Origin of the sequence: Achromobacter pestifer (genome assembly GCF_013267355.1) — a bacterium.
Classification (GTDB): Bacteria; Pseudomonadota; Gammaproteobacteria; order Burkholderiales; family Burkholderiaceae_B; genus Achromobacter; species Achromobacter pestifer_A.
The window spans coordinates 5847190-5863882 of record NZ_CP053985.1 but is presented as its reverse complement, the minus strand read 5'-3'; the positions used below and the strand labels follow the sequence as shown (position 1 = coordinate 5863882).

Genomic DNA, 16693 nt, shown 5'->3' with positions numbered 1-16693 from the left:
TGATGACGCATGGAATACACGGCCAGCAACGCTGGTGGGCGCTGATGGTGCTTTGCCTGGGCGTGTTGATGATCGTGCTGGACACCACCATCGTGAACGTCGCCCTGCCCTCCATCCGCGAAGACCTGCATTTCACGGAAACCTCGCTGGTCTGGGTGGTGAATGCCTACATGCTGACCTTCGGCGGCTTCCTGCTGCTGGGCGGGCGGCTGGGCGATCTGCTGGGACATCGCCGCATGTTTCTGGTGGGCCTGGTGGTCTTCACCGTGGCCTCGCTGGCCTGTGGCCTGGCGCAGAACCAGGCCCTGCTGATCGGCGCGCGCGCGGCGCAGGGACTGGGCGGCGCGGTGGTGTCGGCGGTGGCGCTGTCGCTCATCATGAATCTGTTCACCGAAACCGGGGAACGGGCGCGCGCCATGGGCGTGTATGGCTTTGTCTGCGCGGGCGGCGGCAGCATCGGCGTGCTGCTGGGCGGGCTGCTGACCAGCGCGCTGTCCTGGCATTGGATCTTCCTGGTGAACCTGCCTATCGGCGTGGTGGTCTATGCGCTGTGCCTGCGGCTGATTCCGGCCGCGCCGCCCGCCGCCGCGGGCGCCCGGTTGGACGTGGCCGGGGCGCTCAGCGTCACCGCCTCGCTGATGCTGGCGGTGTATGCGGTGGTCAACGGCAACGAGGCCGGCTGGACGTCGGCGCAATCGCTGACCCTGCTGGGCGCGGCGGCCGCGCTGATGGTGCTGTTCCTGACCATCGAGGCGCGCGTCGAATCGCCGTTGATGCCGCTGGGGCTGTTCCGCCTGCGCAACGTGGCCACGGCCAACGTTGTCGGCGTACTGTGGGCCGCGGCCATGTTCGCGTGGTTCTTCGTATCGGCGTTGTACATGCAGCTGGTGCTGGGCTACAGCCCCATGGAGGTCGGGCTGGCCTTTTTGCCGGCCAACCTCATCATGGCGGCATTCTCGCTGGGCCTGTCGGCCAAGCTGGTGATGCGCTTTGGCATCCGCGGGCCGCTGGCCACGGGCCTGTTCATTGCCGCGCTGGGGCTGGCGCTGTTCGCGCGCGCGCCGGCGGACGGCAGCTTCGCCGTCGACGTTCTGCCGGCCATGCTGCTGCTGGGCCTGGGCGCGGGCGTGGCCTTCAATCCGATGCTGCTGGCCGCGATGAGCGACGTGGAACCCAGCCAGTCCGGCCTGGCCTCGGGCGTGGTCAACACGGCTTTCATGATGGGCGGCGCACTGGGGCTGGCGGTGCTGGCCAGCCTGGCCGCAGCTCGCAGCGCGGGATTGGCGGCGGCTGGCGCGGCGCCGGCCTTGGCGCTGAATGGCGGCTATCAGCTGACCTTCCTGGCGGGGGCCTTGATCGCAGGGCTGGCCGCTGCGCTCAGCGCGCTGCTGGTGCGCACACGCAACCACGAACTATCGGTCCAGGCCGGTTCCAGCCACTGAGGCTGATGGCCGCGTGGCCCCGGCGCGACCGCCACCGGGGCTGTCGCGCCGCTACTTGCGCGGCATCCAGTTCTCAGCCAGCTTCACGAAGGCGCTGGCGCCGATGGGCAGCAGCGCGTCGTTGAAGTCGTAGCTGGTGTTGTGGACCAGGCACGGACCTTCGCCATGGCCGGGCTCGCGGTGATCGCCTTCGCCGTTGCCGATGAAGCAATAGCTGCCGGGCACCTCTTCCAGCATGAAGGAAAAGTCCTCGGCCGCCATGATGGGCGCCTGCGCCAGCACGCGCTCTTGGCCCACCACCTCGGTCAGCGCAGTGCGCATGAAGGCGGTCTCGGCTTCGTGGTTGATGGTCGAGGGGTAATGCCGCGTAAAGACGAAGTCGCACTGGGCGCCGAACATGCCGGCCACGTGCTGCGCGACCTCGCCCATGCGGCGCTCGATCAGGTCCAGGGTTTCGCGGGTATAGGCGCGCACCGTGCCGCGCAGTTCGCAGGTGTCGGGGATGACGTTGACCACCCCGCCCGCCTGTACCGTCGTCACCGAGATGACGGCCGTCTCCAGCGGTTTCTTGTTGCGGCTGATGATGGTCTGGAAGGCCTCGATCATCTGGGCCGCCGCAGGAATGGGATCAATGGCCAGATGCGGCATGGCCGCGTGGCCGCCCTTGCCGCGGATGGTCACGTGGAACTCGCTGTTGGACGCCAGCACCGGCCCCGCCGACGAGGCGAAGCAGCCGACCGGGATGCCGGGCATGTTGTGCATGCCGAACACCGCCTCCATGGGGAATTTCTCGAACAGGCCATCGCGCATCATTTCGCGCGCGCCGCCGCCGCGCTCTTCGGCGGGCTGGAAGATCAGGTAGACGGTGCCGTCGAAGTTGCGATGGTGCGCCAGGTGCTGGGCCGCGCCCAGCAGCATGGCGGTATGACCGTCGTGGCCGCAGGCGTGCATGACGCCGGGATGCTTGCTGGCGTGGCTGAACTGGTTGACCTCGTGCATGGGCAGCGCGTCCATGTCGGCGCGCAGGCCCAGCGTGCGCCCGGAGTCGCCGTTGCGGATCACGCCCACCAGGCCGGTCTTGCCGAAGCCGCGATGCACCGGGATGCCCCAGCTTTCCAGCAACTGGGCCACCAGGTCGGAGGTGCGGTTCTCTTCGAACGCCAGTTCCGGATGCGCATGGATGTCCCTGCGGATGTCGCGGATGGACGGGGAGTTTTCAACAATCTCTTCGATCAGGTTCATAAGCTGCTGCGGGCTCCGCAAGCGGAGCCCGGGATACTAGGGTTGGAAGAAGGGAGTTCAATCGGGCTTGATGCCCAGCTTGCGCAGCACGGGACCGGAAGTGTCCCGCTCGGCTGCGACGCGCTGGGCGAAGGCCGCCGCCGCCAGATGGTACGGCAAGGAGCCGTGGCTGGCGTACATCTGCTTGAGCGCGCCGTCCTGCTGCGCGCGGCCGATTTCTTCGTTGAGCCGTTGCACGATGGCGTCCGGCGTGCCGGCGCGCGCGGCCACGCCCAGCCACACCGCGCCCTCGAAGCCCGTGAAATGGCTGGCGGCCAGCGTCGGCGCCTTGCCGAAGGCCGCGTCGGGCACGGTTTCGCTCATGGCCAGCACGCGCAGGCGTCCTTCCTTGACCATGGGTTCCACCAGGGCGGTGCCGGCGAAGTAGATTTCCGTGTCGCCCGCCAGCACCGAATTCAGCGCGCCGGTGCCGGTCTTGAACGGGACGTGCATGATGTCGACGCCGGCCTGTTCGCGCAGCATCTCGAACAGCACGTGAGGCGGGCTGCCGTTGCCCGAGGACGCGTAGTTCAGCCGGCCGGGCTTCTGGCGCGCCAGCGCCAGCAACTGGTCCAGGGACTTGGCCTGGAGCTTGTCGTTGACCGTCAGCGCCATGGGGATGACCGCCAGCGGACTGACGGGCTGCAGGTCGCGCGCCGGATCGTAGGTCAGGGCCGGAAAAATGTAGGGGTTCCACACCAGGTGGGCGTTGGTGACCAGGGCCAGCGTGTGGCCGTCGGCCGGCGCGGATTTCAGCTGCTGCATCGCCAGCATGCCGCCTGCGCCCGGCTTGTTTTCAACCACCACGGGCTGGCCCAGGGCGTGGTGCAGGCGTTCGGCCAGAGGCCGGGCAAACAGGTCCGGCAGGCTGCCGGGGCCGCCGTTGACCAGGATGGTCACGGGCCGCGACGGCCAGTTGTCGGCGCTGGCCACGGGGCTGGCGGCCAACGCGGCCAAGGCGGCGGCGCAGGCCGCAATATGTCGCACCACCAATCGCAGCAAAGGCCGGCCGGCGGGCGTTTCGGACAGATTGCGGGTGCGCAGCCGGGCATGCCGGACGTCGTGTAGCCGTGTCACTGCTAGTCTCCTGGCGCGTCTGCCGCCGGCTGAGTGCCGGTCGTGATCGCGACGCCTTTTTTCTACGATAAGCAGCATAAATCTCGGCGTCAATAATTTTTATCGAGATTTTTTTATCACAGTGATAAAGTAGCCTCATGTCAGACGGCGCCACCCTCCCCCCGCTTGCCCATTCCGCCTCGGCCAACACCCTGGTTGGCTCGGCCTACGTCAACCTGCGCCGCGACATCATCCAGGGCGTGCACCCGCCGGGCTCGCGGCTGCGGGTCGAGCATCTGAAGGACGATTACGGCGTGGGCGCGGGTACGCTGCGCGAAGCGCTGGCGCTGCTGGTGTCCGATGCGCTGGTCATCGCGCAAGGTCAGCGCGGCTTCCACGTCACGCCGATCTCGCTGGAAGATTTCCGCGACATCACCGAGAACCGCGTGCTGCTCGAAACCCAGGCGTTGCGCCAGTCCATTGCGCTAGGCGACGACGACTGGGAAAGCGCGGTGCTCGCCGCCTTTCACCGCCTGAGCAAAGCCGAGCAGCGCCTGGCCGCCGACCCCGACACCCGCTTTGAAGAGTGGGAGCAGCGCAACCGCGAGTTCCACCGCGAACTGATCCGCGCCTGTCCCTCGCGCTGGCTGCATCACTTCCTGGGCATCCTGTACCAGCAGGCCGAGCGCTACCGCCGCCTCACCGTCACGCGCAAGCCCATCGCGCGCGACCTGGACGACGAACACAAAGGCATCCTGGACGCCACGCTGGCCCGCGACGCGGACCGCGCCTGTGCACTGCTGGCCGCCCACATCCGCCTGACCTACGACGCCGTGGCCCGCCTGCCGCCGGACCTGTTCACGCGCGATTGAAAACCCGCAGGCCGGGCCGTTATGTCGCGCCGGTTCGGTGCTGCGCCAGCACGTCGTGCATGGCCCGCGCAGCGCGTTCCAGCACCGGCACGGCACGCAGCAAATCGTCGAGCATGACGCGCGCCGTCGGCGCATGGCAGGCCACCGCCGCCACCACGCGGTCGTCCGCGTCGCGCACCGGCACGGCCACGGCGCTCATGCCGCGCACGAATTCCTCATTGTCGATGCCGATGCCGCGCGCCGCCAGCCGTTCTAATTCTTCTTCCAGCCTGGCCGGGTCCGTCAGCGTGCGCGGCGTGTTGCGCGTGAGCGGCAGGCGCGCCAGCACCCGTCCGCGCTCCAGACGGTTCATGGACGCGAGGAACAGCTTGCCGCTGGCGGTGCAATGCATGGGCACGTGGCTGCCCACCGCAAAGAACAGGCGCAGCGGCTCCGCCGTTTCCACCCGTTCCATATAGATCACGCGGTCACCGTCAGGCGCGGTCAGGTTGCAGGTTTCGCCCAGCGTGCCGACCAGTTGGGCCAGCACGGCGCGGCAGGCGCGCGTGAAGGCCGAGGCGCGCAAGGTGGCCAGGGCCAGGGTCGCTGCCTGCGGCCCCGGCACGAACCCGTTCTCGGTGGGCGTGGCAGCGACGAAGCCGGCGCGCTGCATGGCCGCCAGCAGTCGCATCAAGGTAGTCTTGGGCATGTCCAGCCGCTGCGCCAGTTGCGCCAGCGTGGGCGGATGCTGGGCCCGCGCCAGGTGGTCCAGCACCACCAGCGCGCGCAGCGAACGCGCGGCTTCCTGTTGGGTCGCGGCGTCTTCGGCCTGCTGCGCCGATGCTGCACCGCGATTTTGAAACTGAATCTGCATATTCTGTTCCACTTTTCCGCCCCTGCGCCTGTTGTGCTTTGTTCTGTGCGCGTGCTTCCTAGAATCGCCTCAAATGCCGTAGCGCCCATGCGCCGGCGTCGATCCAGTATATAAGTGCGCCCCACAACGACAAGCAGGGTAAACGCGCCGTAGGCCAGGCGCGGCGCCCTGCTGCAGGGAGAGCTTGCGGACATGTCCGATACCGTGGATTACATCGTGGTTGGCGCCGGCTCGGCCGGATGCGTGATGGCCAACCGGCTGAGCGCCAGCGGCACGCATAGCGTCTGCCTGCTGGAAGCCGGCCCCAAGGACAGCAACCCGTGGATACACATCCCCATCGGCTACGGCAAGACGATGTTCCACAAGGTCGTGAACTGGGGCTATTACACCGACCCCGACCCCGGCATGCTGGGCCGGCGCATCTACTGGCCGCGCGGCCGCACGCTGGGCGGTTCCAGCTCCATCAACGGGTTGATCTATATCCGCGGCCAGCAGCGCGACTACGATGCCTGGGCCGCCGCCGGCAATCCCGGCTGGAGCTGGGACGAATGCCTGCCCTACTTCCGCAAGCTTGAAAACAATGACCTCGGCCCCGGCCCCACGCGCGGCACCGAAGGCATGCTCAACGCCACCTCGATCAAGACGCCGCACCCGCTGGTGGAAGCGCTGATCGGCGCGGCAAAAACCCTGGGACTGCCGCATCTGCAGGACTTCAACACCGGCGACCAGGAGGGCGTGGGCTACTACCAGCTCACCACGCGCAACGGCCGCCGCTGCTCCACCGCGGTCGCCTACCTGCGCCCCGCCCAGGGCCGCAGCAATCTGCGCGTGGAGACCGACGCGCACGCCATGGCCGTGCTGTTCGAGGGCCGCCGCGCCTGCGGCGTGCGCTACCGGCGCGACGGCCAGGTGCACACCGTGCGCGCGCGCCGTGAAGTCGTGCTGTGCGCGGGCGCCCTGCAATCGCCTCAGCTGCTGCAATTGTCCGGCGTCGGGCCGGCCGCCCTGCTGCGCCAGTTCGGCATCGGCGTGGTGCGCGACCTGCCCGGCGTGGGTGAGAACCTGCAGGATCATCTGCAGATCCGGCTGATCTACGAGACCACGCGCCCCATCACCACCAACGACCAACTGCGCAGCCTGACGGGCCGCGCCCGCATGGGACTGGAATGGCTGCTGTTCCGCGGCGGCCCGCTGGCGGTGGGCATCAACCAGGGCGGCGTGTTCTGCCGGGTCGATCCCGCCAGCCGCACGCCCGACACCCAGTTCCATTTCGCCACGCTGTCCGCCGACATGGCGGGCGGCAAGGTGCATCCGTTCTCAGGCTGCACTTATTCGGTGTGCCAGCTGCGGCCGACCTCGCGCGGCCGGGTCCAACTGCGCAGCGCGGATCCCTTCGAGGCGCCGTCCATGCAGCCCAATTACCTGTCCACCGAACTGGACCGCCAGATGGCCGTGGCCGCGGTGAAGTACGCGCGCCGGCTTGCCGCCACCGAACCGCTGGCCGGCCTGATGAAGCGCGAGTTCCGCCCCGGGCCGGACGTGCGCACGGACGACGAGATCCTGCACTTCTGCCGCGAATACGGCGCCACGATCTTCCACCCGTCCGGCACCGCCAAGATGGGACCGTCCAGCGACCCCATGGCCGTAGTGGACGAGCGCCTGCGCGTGCACGGCGTGGCGGGGCTGCGCGTGGTGGACTGCTCGATCATGCCCACGCTGGTATCAGGCAACACCAATGTGCCCGTGGTGATGCTGGCCGAACGCGCGGCCGATTTCATGTTGCAGGACCTCAGGCAAGCGCAGCCGCACGCGCTGCGCGTCGCCGCCTGAATCGGAGAAGACGGACCCCGGATAGCAGCACCTCACGGCGCAGGACAACGCAGATTGCCCCACCGCCCCACCAAAGGAGACTAGACATGGCCAAGCAAAATGAAGCCGCGGTGCGCAGAGTCGTCACGGCGTCGCTGATCGGCGCCACCATCGAGTGGTATGACTTTTTCCTGTACGGCGTCGTCGCGGGCATCGTGTTCAACAAGCTGTATTTCCCCACCGGCGACCCGACGGTCTCGACCATGCTGGCCTACACCACCTTCGCCGTGGGCTTTGTCACGCGGCCTCTGGGCGGGCTGATCTTCGGCCACTTCGGCGACCGCATCGGCAGAAAAAGCATGCTGGTGATGACCTTGATGATCATGGGCATCGCCACCTTCCTGATCGGCCTGGTGCCCACCTATGACAGCATCGGCATCTGGGCGCCTATCCTGTTGCTGCTGCTGCGCGTGTTCCAGGGCATCGGGCTGGGCGGCGAATGGGGCGGCGCGGTGCTGATGGCCTACGAGTACGCGCCGCCGGGCAAGAAAGGCTTCTACGCCTCGCTGCCGCAGATCGGGCTGGCTATCGGGCTGTGCCTGGCTTCCGGCACGGTGGCGCTGCTGTCCACCCTGCTGACCGACGCCCAGTTCATGGCCTGGGGCTGGCGCATCGCCTTCCTGGCGTCGGCCGCCATGGTGGCGGTGGGCATGTACATCCGCCTGAACATCAAGGAGACGCCCGAGTTCGCGGCGGTCAAGGCCAATAACGCAGAAAGCCGCATCCCCTTCTTCGATATGCTCAAGCGCTATCCGGGCAATGTTCTCAAGGGCATGGGCGCGCGCTACATCGACGGTGTGTTCTTCAACGTGTTCGGCGTGTTCTCGATCGCGTACCTGACGCAGACCGTGCAGATCACGCGCACCGAGGCGCTGATCGGCGTGATGGCCGCGGCCCTGGTGATGTGCTTCTTCATCCCCTTCTTCGGCCGCCTGTCCGACCGCATCGGCCGCACACGGGTCTACTTCTGGGGCTCGCTCATCACCGCCGCGGCGTCCTTCCCCGGTTTCTGGCTGATGACCAACAACCAGGGCAGCGTGATGCTGATCTGGCTGGCCATCATCATTCCGTTCGGCATCCTGTACGCCGCGGTGTACGGGCCGGAGGCGGCGCTGTTCTGCGAGCTGTTCGATGCCAAGGTGCGCTACACCGGCATTTCCTTCGTCTATCAGTTCTCGGGCATCTTCGCTTCGGGCATCACGCCCATCATTGCGACCGCGCTGTTGAAGACGGGTGGCGGCCAGCCTTGGCTGATCTGCCTGTATGTGCTGTTCGCGGGGGTGGTGTCGGCGATCTGCGCCATGCTGATCGGGCGTGGCGCGCAGCCGGCCGAGCTGGAGGCGGCCGCGGCGACTGGGATACCCGCGGCGGGCTTGCGCAAGGCCTGAACGTGAACGCGCCGGCCGCGAGGGCCGGCGCCTTTTTACCGGAGCTTATGTCTCAGGCCGCCGCTACCGGGCGGCCGTGGAACGGGTAGTTGGGATCGTTGTAGCCGTGGGTCGAAGCATGGCCCGGCGTCACCCAGTCATTGACGACGGCCTCGTCCTCGGCCGTGATCTTCACGGCCAGGGCCGCGTAGTAGTCCTCCATCTGCGCCAAGGTGCGCGGGCCGGCGATGACGGCGGTGATGATGGGATTGGCCAACACCCAGGCGGTGGCGAAATGCCCCGCCTGCGTGCCGCGCGCCGCGGCGTGCGCCACCAGCTTCTGCGCGATTTCCAGGGATTCTTCACGGAACTCGGTGGCCAGGATACGGCGATCGCCGCGTCCGGCGCGGCTGTCGGCCGCCGGCGCCTGGCCCGGCAGGTACTTGCCGGTGAGCACGCCGCGCGCGATCGGGCTGTAGGGCACGACGCCCAGGCCGTAGTGCTTGCAGGCGGGCAGGATCTCGACTTCAGGGCCGCGGTTGAGCATGTTGTAGTAAGGCTGGCAGACCACGGGTTGCGGCACGCCCATTTTTTCGCACAGGCGCATGACCTCGGCGATGCGCCAGCCGCGGAAGTTGGACAGGCCGAAGCTGCGCAGCTTGCCGGCGCGGATCAGGTCGCCCAGCGCCCACAGGGCTTCTTCGAGGTTTTCCTCGTGGTAGTCGCGGTGCAGGTAGAGGATGTCCATGAAGTCGGTGCCCAGGCGCGTGAGGCTTTCCTCCACGCCGCGCATGAGCCACTGGCGCGAATAGTGCGCCTGGTTCGGGCCTTCACCGACGGCGTTGCCGATCTTGCTGGCGAGCACCCAGTCGTGGCGCTGGCCTTTCAGCAGCTTGCCGACCACTTCTTCGGAGCGGCCGCCGTTGTAGACGTCGGCGGTGTCGATGAAATTCAGGCCATGGTCACGCGCGGACGCGACGATGCGGGCGGCTTCGTCGTCGGGGGTCTGCTCGCCGAACATCATGGTGCCCAGGCAGAGCGGAGAGACGCGGAGATTGCTGCGGCCGAGGCGGCGGTAGTTCATGGTTGGCTTCCTCTCATTCACGGAAATGGACTAGACGGGAGCATGCAACGGCAAGCCCGCGCCAGTCAAATGCGCATCTAAGGCATTCTTGGTTGGATTGTTGACGTTTGGTTTTGTAAGGCTGGGGTTCTTGAACCGCCGGTGGCCGGACTGCGGGATTCCGATGCTCGCCCCGGTGGGGCTGCGCTTCGGATCCCTCCGCCCAGCCCCCGGCTCACGGCATCTACCCATGGACGGGGGCTGAAACCAACGCATTAGGCGACTGCCAGCCGAGGCGGCCCGGAGCCATCCGAAGCGCAGCCCCACCGGGGCGAGCATCGGAATGGCGCAGGGCAGCCTCGGCGGCTAAAGAACCCTGACATCCGCAAGCTCGAAGCCCTACCGCCCTGCACTTCGGTTTTGTGAGGCACGGTCCTTGAGTCGCCGGCGTCCGGACTGCGGGATTCCGATGCTCGCCCCAATGGGGCTGCGCTTCGGATCCCTCCGTCCGGCCACCGGCTCACGGCATCTGCCCATGAACGGGGTCCGAAACCAACGCATTAGGTGACTGCCAGCCGAGGCGGCCCGGAGCCATCCGAAGCGCAGCCCCATTGGGGCGAGCATCGGAATGGCGCAGGGCCGCCTCGGCGGCTAAAGAACCCTGACATCCGCAAGCTCGAAGCCCTACCGCCCTGCACTTCGGTTTTGTGAGGCACGGTCCTTGAGTCGCCGGCGTCCGGACTGCGGGATTCCGATGCTCGCCCCGGTGGGGCTGCGCTTCGGATCCCTCCGCCCGGCCACCGGCTCACGGCATCTACCCATGAACGGGGGGCCGAAACCAACGCATTAGGCGACTGCCAGCCGAGGCGGCCCGGAGCCATCCGAAGCGCAGCCCCATTGGGGCGAGCATCGGAATGGCGCAGGGCCGCCTCGGCGGCTAAAGAACCCTGACATCCGCAAGCTCGGAGCCCCGACCGCCCCCGAGATCCCGAACGTCAAAAGCCAAAAAACTCTAGACGCCAGCGTCCACCGCGCCCAGGATCTTGCCAAACAGCGCATCGGCGTGAGCCGAATCCAGCCAGCGCACGATCACTACCATCTGCCGCTCCGGCTCCACCCAGGTAAACGAGCTACCCGCCCCCACGCCGAAAAAGCTGGAAGCCGGCACGCTTGGAAACACGCGGCCTTCATGATTCAGCCAGATCAGATAGCCGTAATACGGCGCGATCGCGCATGGCGTGCGCATGGCACGGATCCATTCGCTCGAAAGGATGCGGCGGCCGTTGGCCATGCCGTCGTTCAGCAACATCTGGCCGATCAGCGCCTGGTCGCGGGCGCTGATGGACATGCCCCCGCCCCAGTGCGAACCGCCAGGCACCGACGGCATGCGCTGGCCGTCGATCTCGACCCAGGCGTTGTCGTAGCCCACCCATTGCCAGTCTTCGCTGGCGCCGATGGGCCGCGTGACGGCTTCGCGGAAGACCTCGGGCAAGGGTTTGCGGAACAGGTGCAGCAGCGCATACGACAGCTGGTTGATGCGCACGTCGTTGTATTCCCAGTACGTGCCGGGACGCTGCAAGGGCCGCGCCTCGCCTTTCTTGCCGTCCGGCGGCACGCCGAAGGTGACGGCGCGATAGCGGTCGGCCTGGTCGGACACGCCGAAGCGTTCGCCTTCCCATTCGCTGGTCTGCTGCAGCAGATGACGCCAGGTGATGTCGGCATTCTGCCCTTCATCAAAGCCGATGCCGCGCACGCGCTTGCCTACCGGTTCATCCACGTCCGGCAGCAGGCCGCGGTCGTGGGCAACGCCGGCCAGGATCGCCAGGTACAGCTTGGCCACGCTGAAGGTCAGGTCGGCACGCTCGGGCTCGCCCCAGGACGCAATGGTTTCGCCGCGCACGGTCACCACGCCCGACACCGGGCCACGGTCGTGGATGGGGCCCAGCAGGCGGTTCCAGGGCGGCGGATCGTTCAGGTGCACGCCGAAGTTGCCCTGGACGCTGCGGTCCCAGGCGGATTCGTGGTCGTTGGCGAACTGGATCGCCTGCTGCATGAGTGTGTTCATCGTTTCCCTCGTTATGTGTGTGTCTCAGGCCGCTACGCTTGCTCGCGCGCCCCGGCCAGGAATTCCATTGCCGCCTGCACGCCGCCCGCCCGATGCGGCACGCTTGCGGCGGCCAGGCCCATTTCCACGCCGGCCAAGGTGCCGCACAGCGTCAGGTCGTTGAAGTGGCCCAGGTGGCCGATGCGGAACACGCGGTCGGACAGCTTGCCCAGGCCCTGGCCCAGCGACATGTCGAAGCGTTCCAGCACCAGCTTGCGGAAGGCGTCGGCGCCATGGCCTTGCGGCATGATCACCGCCGTCAGCGCCGGGCTGTGCGCGGCCGGATCCAGGCTCAGCAGCTCCAGCCCCCAGCCAGCCAAGGCCAGGCGCGTGGCCTGGGCGTGGCGCTGGTGGCGCGCGAAGACTTGCGGCAGGCCTTCTTCGCGCAGCATGGCCAGGGCTTCATACAAGCCGTATAGCAGGTTGGTCGAAGGCGTGTACGGAAAGTAGCCGCGGGCGTTGGCGGTGAGCATCTCGCGCCAGTCCCAGTACGAGCGCGGCAGCCGCGCCTGATCGGCCGCGGCCAGGGCGCGCGCGCTGACGGCGTTGAAGGCCAGTCCCGGCGGCAGCATCAGTCCCTTCTGCGAACCGGCCACGGTCACGTCCACGCCCCATTCGTCGTGGCGGTAGTCGATGGAGCCCAGCGACGAGATCGTGTCCACCATCAGCAGCGCCGGATGCGCAGCGCCGTCGATCGCGGCGCGCACCGCCGCGATGTCGCTGGTCACTCCGGTGGAGGTTTCGTTGTGCACCACGCACACGGCCTTGATCTTGCGCCCCTTGTCTTCGGCCAGGCGGGCGGCGATGGCCGCCGCGTCCACCGGGTGCCGCCAGTCGCCTTCCAGGAAGTCCACCTCCAGGCCCAGCCGCCCCGCCAGTTTGCGCCACAGGCTGGCGAAATGGCCGGTCTCGACCATCAGCACGCAGTCGCCGGGCGACAGCGTATTGACCAACGCGGCCTCCCAGGCGCCGGTGCCGGACGACGGGAAGATCACCACCGGCGACTGCGTCTGGAAGACCTGCTTGACGCCTTCCAGCACCGCCAGCCCCAGCGCGCCGAACTCCGGGCCGCGATGGTCGATGGTGGGCTGATCGATGGCGCGCAGCACGCGGTCGGGCACGTTGGTCGGCCCCGGGATCTGCAGGAAATGCCGGCCGGACGGATGACTGTTCAGGGTAAGCATGCGTAGTCCCAAAGTGGAATATTTTTGTATACCAACGAAAGGCGCCAGGCAAACAAGTAGGAGGTACCCGGCATGCGGACTTGCGGCACGCGTCACTCTATCCCATTGTTTTTGCGTTAATAACCTAGGGTATACACCCATCGGACCATTTGAAAATACAGGTTTATAGTCTCGCAAAACACGGGGAATTTTTGTATACCAATGAGCAGCGTTTCCAGCCTGATGCCTGATTCCGGCGCAGCCAGCGTGGCCGCCGAAACCGCGCCGCCGCCAGCGGCCCGCGGCATGGGCAACGGCCGCACGCTGCCGGCCACGGTGGCCGGGCAATTGCGAGAACGCATCATCCAGGGCGAATTCCCGCCCGGCACGCGCCTGAACGAGCGCACCCTCTGCGACTTGTTGGGCGTGTCCCGCACACCCTTGCGCGAAGCCTTTCGCGTGCTGGCCGCCGAAGGCCTGGTGCAGATCGAACCGAACCGCGGCGCGCAGGTGGTGGCGTTGTCAGAGGCGAACATCCGCGAAGCCTTCGAGGTCATCGGCGGGCTGGAAGCCATGTCCTGCCGGCTGGCCTGCGAACGGGCCACGGACACCGAGATCGCCGAGATCCGCGCGCTGACCTACGAAATGATGGCCAGCCACGCGCGCCACGACCTGCCCACCTACTTCCGCACCAATCGCGAAATCCACGAACGCATCAGCCTGGCCGCGCACAACAGCCTGCTCAAGCAGTTGTACGACGCCCAGAACGCCCGCATCCAGAACCTGCGCTTCGTCTCGAACGAGAACCGCCAGAAATGGGATCTGGCGATGCGCGAGCACATCGAGATGGCCGAGGCCCTGGACGCGCGCGACGCCGACCGGCTGGCCGGCATCATGCGCCAGCACTTGCAGCGCAAGTGCGAGGCGGCGTTGAAGACCTTGAACCAGGCGCCCGCCGATTCCAGCTGACCCCGCAGTTCCCGGCGCGAGCAGGACAGCGGGCCGCGCCGCCCACAACAAGATGACAGATAAGCAGTACGTGCAGTGACTTCCACAGGAGCCTCGCCATGACTGATTTCCGCATCACCCCCGCAGCATCCGCGCCCAGCCGGCGCATCACCATCCCCCTCAAGGCCCTGGCCGCCGCCCTGCTGGCCTGCGCCACGCTGGCGGCCCCGCCGGCGCTGGCCGGCAAGAAGGACGACACCTTGCGCATGGCCTACGACCAGGCGCCGGAAAGCGTGGACCCCTACTACAACAACGTGCGGATCGGCGTCATCATCGCCGCCAACGTCTGGGACACCCTGCTCTACCGCGACCCGGTCACCAACGAATACAAGGGTCAACTCGCCAAAAGCTGGAAGCAGGTCGATGACAAGACCATGGAATTCGAGCTGCGCCAAGGCGTCAAATTCCATAACGGCGAGGAATTCGACGCGGACTCGGTGGTGTACACGCTGAACTACGTGGCGGACCCGAAGAACAAGGCCGTCACGCAGCAGAACGTGGCCTGGATCGACAAGGTCGAGAAGATCGACAAATACAAGGTGCGCCTGATCACCAAGGAGCCTTTCCCCGGCGCCAAGGAATACCTGTCCACCACCGCCGCCATCCATCCGGCCAAGTACTACCAGGAAGTCGGCCCCAAGGGCATGAATGCCAAGCCGGTGGGCTCCGGCCCCTACAAGGTGGTGGACTACCAGCCCGGCAAGTCCATCACGCTGGAACGCAATGCCGAGTACTTCAAGGATTCGCCCAAGGCCCAGCCCAAGATCGGCAAGGTGGTGATCCGCTTCATCCCCGACCGCCAGACGCAGATGGCCGAAGTCATCTCGGGCGGCGAAGACCTGATCATGAGCGTGCCCAAGGACCAGGCCGAGCAACTGGGCGGCATGCCCTCGCTGCAGATGGTGACCGGCAACACCATGCGCATCGTCTTCATGCAGATGAACATCCAGGAAGGCACGCCGGCGCCGCAGCTGAAGGACGAGCGCGTGCGCCGCGCCATCATCCACGCGATCGACCGCGAATCGATGTTGAAGAACATCGTGGGCGAAGGCGGCGGCCTCATCAACACCATCTGCACGCCTTCCCAGACGGGCTGCACCCAGGACGGCGCGCCGGTCTATAAGTACGACCCGGCCCAGGCCAAGAAGCTGCTGGCGGAAGCCGGCTACCCCAACGGCTTCGACATCGATCTGGTGGCCTACCGCGAGCGCAACCAGACCGAAGCCATCATCAACTACCTGCAGGCGGTCGGCATCCGCGCCAAGCTCAACTTCCTGCAGTACGCCGCCATGCGCGACATGATCCGCGCCAACAAGGCCTCGCTCACCCACCAGACCTGGGGCTCCAACCTGGTCAACGACGTGTCCGCGTCCACGCCGGTGTACTTCGCCTTCGGCAACGACGACGTCACCCGCGACGCGCAGGTGCGCGACCTGCTCACCAAAGGCGACCGCACCATCGACAGCGGCGCGCGCAACGCCGCCTACAAGCAGGCGCTGGACCTGATCGCGCAGAAGGCCTACGCGGTGCCGCTGTGGACCCTGCCCGCCTACTACGTGGCTACCAAGGACGTGAACTTCAAGCCCTACTCGGACGAGCTGGTGCGCTTCTGGGACATGGGCTGGAAGTAAGGCGCGGGCACGCGCCGGCCCGGCATCGCGCCGGGCCGGCGTGAGTCCAACGAAGAGGAAGCCCTATGCTGTATTTCACGATCAGGCGCCTGGGCCTGGCGCTGCTGGTGGCGCTGACCGTTTCCATCCTGGCGTTCCTGTTGCTGCACCTGTCCGGCGATCCGGCGCTGGCCCTGGCCGGCGAAGGCGCGCGCCAGGCCGACATCGACATGATCCGCAAGACCTACGGCCTGGACCGGCCGCTGGCCGTGCAGTACGCGGATTGGCTCTGGCACATCCTGCAGGGCGACTTCGGCACCTCGGTGTATTTCAAGACCGAGGCCGGGCCGCTGATCCTCTCCAAGCTCAAGACCACCCTGCTGCTGGGCATGGGCGCGCTGGCCTTCGCGCTCTTGATCTCGATTCCGCTGGGCGTGCTGGCCGCGCTGTACAAGGGCAGCCTGATCGACCGCGCCTGTCTCGCCATCGCCGTGCTGGGCCAGGCGCTGCCCAATTTCTTCTTCGCGCTGATCCTGATCATGCTGTTCTCGATCTCGCTACGCATCCTGCCGGTATCGGGCAGCGGCAGCTGGCAGCATTTCGTCATGCCGGCGATCGCGCTGGGCTATTACGTCGCGCCGGCCTTCATGCGCCTGATACGCGCCGGCATGATCGAGGTCCTGGCCGCCGACTACATCCGCACCGCCCGCGCCAAAGGCCTGCCGGCGCGCAAGATCGTCTTCAAGCACGCGCTGCGCAACGCCATCGTGCCGGTGGTGGCGCTGGCCGCGGTGCAGCTGGGCTACCTGCTGGGCGGCTCGGTCGTCATCGAAACCATCTTCGCGCTGGACGGCCTGGGCTACCTGGCCTACCAGAGCATCACCTACAAGGACTATCCCGTGATGCAGCTCATCGTGCTGCTGCTGTCGGTGCTGTATGTGCTGCTGACCCTGGCCGCCGATGTCGCCAACGCGTGGCTCGATCCGCGCATCCGGGTGTCCTGAC

Annotated in this window: 13 protein-coding genes; 7 read left to right on the top strand and 6 right to left on the bottom strand. The window is 67.0% G+C overall.

Annotated features, from left to right (window positions below):
• Positions 1 to 2 precede the first annotated feature (2 nt).
• Positions 3 to 1442, top strand: coding sequence for an MFS transporter (locus tag FOC84_RS27685; RefSeq protein WP_173147915.1), 1440 nt, complete (start codon positions 3 to 5; stop codon positions 1440 to 1442).
• A gap of 51 nt (positions 1443 to 1493) precedes the next feature.
• Here FOC84_RS27685 and FOC84_RS27680 read toward each other — a convergent pair whose 3' ends face one another.
• Both FOC84_RS27680 and FOC84_RS27675 read right to left on the bottom strand, forming a co-directional pair.
• The gene (locus FOC84_RS27680) at positions 1494 to 2684 is read right to left on the bottom strand and encodes a M20 aminoacylase family protein (RefSeq protein ID WP_173147913.1); all 1191 of its coding nucleotides are present in this window, start codon (positions 2682 to 2684) and stop codon (positions 1494 to 1496) included.
• A 57-nt stretch (positions 2685 to 2741) separates the two neighbouring features.
• Positions 2742 to 3800: a Bug family tripartite tricarboxylate transporter substrate binding protein gene (locus FOC84_RS27675; protein ID WP_254241799.1), complete on the bottom strand. Its 1059-nt coding sequence runs from the start codon at positions 3798 to 3800 to the stop codon at positions 2742 to 2744.
• A 137-nt stretch (positions 3801 to 3937) separates the two neighbouring features.
• Between FOC84_RS27675 and FOC84_RS27670 the strand changes: the two genes are divergently transcribed.
• A complete protein-coding gene (locus tag FOC84_RS27670; RefSeq protein WP_173147911.1) occupies positions 3938 to 4651 on the top strand; it encodes a GntR family transcriptional regulator in 714 nt (237 codons plus the stop codon).
• Positions 4652 to 4670: 19 nt separating this feature from the next.
• Here FOC84_RS27670 and FOC84_RS27665 read toward each other — a convergent pair whose 3' ends face one another.
• Positions 4671 to 5516, bottom strand: coding sequence for an IclR family transcriptional regulator (locus FOC84_RS27665; protein ID WP_173147909.1), 846 nt, complete (start codon positions 5514 to 5516; stop codon positions 4671 to 4673).
• Between the two features lie 180 nt (positions 5517 to 5696).
• On the opposite strand from FOC84_RS27665, the gene FOC84_RS27660 reads away from it, so the two are divergent.
• Positions 5697 to 7334, top strand: coding sequence for a GMC family oxidoreductase (locus FOC84_RS27660; RefSeq protein WP_173147907.1), 1638 nt, complete (start codon positions 5697 to 5699; stop codon positions 7332 to 7334).
• An 86-nt stretch (positions 7335 to 7420) separates the two neighbouring features.
• Positions 7421 to 8761 carry an MFS transporter gene (locus FOC84_RS27655; RefSeq protein ID WP_173147905.1) on the top strand — a complete coding sequence of 447 codons (1341 nt, stop codon included), beginning with the start codon at positions 7421 to 7423 and terminating at the stop codon, positions 8759 to 8761.
• Positions 8762 to 8813: 52 nt separating this feature from the next.
• Here FOC84_RS27655 and FOC84_RS27650 read toward each other — a convergent pair whose 3' ends face one another.
• The 3 genes from FOC84_RS27650 to FOC84_RS27640 form a co-directional block, all read right to left on the bottom strand.
• Complete coding sequence (locus tag FOC84_RS27650) at positions 8814 to 9824, bottom strand: aldo/keto reductase (RefSeq protein WP_173147903.1); 1011 nt, start codon at positions 9822 to 9824, stop codon at positions 8814 to 8816.
• A gap of 991 nt (positions 9825 to 10815) precedes the next feature.
• Entirely contained in the window at positions 10816 to 11868 is a 1053-nt protein-coding gene (locus FOC84_RS27645; protein WP_173147901.1) for a serine hydrolase domain-containing protein, read from the bottom strand.
• Between the two features lie 32 nt (positions 11869 to 11900).
• Entirely contained in the window at positions 11901 to 13091 is a 1191-nt protein-coding gene (locus tag FOC84_RS27640) for a pyridoxal-phosphate-dependent aminotransferase family protein (RefSeq protein ID WP_173147899.1), read from the bottom strand.
• Between the two features lie 285 nt (positions 13092 to 13376).
• Here FOC84_RS27640 and FOC84_RS27635 point away from each other — a divergent pair, with 285 nt between their 5' ends.
• From FOC84_RS27635 to FOC84_RS27625, 3 genes are all read left to right on the top strand, one after another.
• Positions 13377 to 14039, top strand: a complete 663-nt coding sequence (locus tag FOC84_RS27635) for a GntR family transcriptional regulator (RefSeq protein WP_173150449.1) — start codon at positions 13377 to 13379, stop codon at positions 14037 to 14039.
• A 98-nt stretch (positions 14040 to 14137) separates the two neighbouring features.
• Positions 14138 to 15709: an ABC transporter substrate-binding protein gene (locus FOC84_RS27630; protein ID WP_173147897.1), complete on the top strand. Its 1572-nt coding sequence runs from the start codon at positions 14138 to 14140 to the stop codon at positions 15707 to 15709.
• Positions 15710 to 15774: 65 nt separating this feature from the next.
• Entirely contained in the window at positions 15775 to 16692 is a 918-nt protein-coding gene (locus FOC84_RS27625; RefSeq protein WP_173147895.1) for an ABC transporter permease, read from the top strand.
• Position 16693 lies beyond the last annotated feature (1 nt).